The sequence below is a fragment of the Roseomonas chloroacetimidivorans genome (assembly GCF_049629625.1).
Classification (GTDB): domain Bacteria; phylum Pseudomonadota; class Alphaproteobacteria; order Acetobacterales; family Acetobacteraceae; genus Roseomonas; species Roseomonas chloroacetimidivorans.
Genome location: NZ_JBNBZS010000301.1, coordinates 1 through 883 on the forward strand (window position 1 = coordinate 1; position 883 = coordinate 883).

An 883-nucleotide genomic window follows, 5' to 3' on the forward strand; every position below is an offset into this window, starting at 1 on the left:
TGAGATCGCTCCGGGCCACCTGACCGACCCCATCCTGTGCCGGCCGATGGCGCTGAGCACGTAGAGAAGACTGTCACCTCAGGGACCACGTCACGACGAAGGCAGGCAACGAGAGGGCAAGCCACGCATGGAATGCAGCAGGCGAGCATCGCAGAGGGAGGAGCTACTCGGATGAGATAAAAGCGCCTTGACCGGCACGGCCGGGATAGAGAAGACCTACGTTCGGGTGAAGGGCCGCTGGATGTACCTGTATCGCGCGGTGGATAGCCGTGGGCAGACCATCGACTTCCTGCTCTCGGCCAAGCGGGACGCCGAGGCCGCCAAGCGCTTCTTCCGCAAGGCGCTGGGGCAGCCGCATACGGTGAACCCACGCACCATCACGGTGGACAAGAACCCGGCCTACCCGTGTGCCATCGGGCAGCTAAAGGAGGAAGGCAAGCTGTGGCGTTTCTCCCGCCTGCGGCAATGCAAGTTCCTCAATAACATAGTGGAGATAGTCCAATCGCAAATGACAAAATCGGACCTGCTCGCTGGCCCGGTCCGTTGGCATTACGTAGCGGATCTCGACCTCACCATCGCTGACGATCACCCGGTCGATCAGAAGTTCGACCAGGGACCGCTTCTGCTCGAATGTGGCATTGGACAGTCCTTGCCGGACCCGACGGCAGAAATCCTCGAGGGAGCTGGAGAGACGTATCCATCCGGCCGGGGCCGCGGGCTATCGAGCGCAGACGTGCTGACCGCGCTCACCGCTTATGGTCGAGGCAGAGTTCCTTGAGGCTTTCGATGCCGTGCTCGGTGAATTTGAGCGTCGCGCGATCATCGGTGTCGTAGATCCAGAGGCGACCGTCCTCGGGCTCAAGTTGCGTGGCGAGATCCTGCA

At 61.7% G+C, this 883-nt stretch carries 1 pseudogene; it reads left to right on the forward strand.

Annotated features, from left to right (window positions below):
* Positions 1-205: 205 nt before the first annotated feature.
* Positions 206-493 (forward strand): annotated as a pseudogene (locus tag ACO1BU_RS37805) (DDE-type integrase/transposase/recombinase); the annotation flags it as partial.
* Between the last annotated feature and the right edge of the window lie 390 nt (positions 494-883).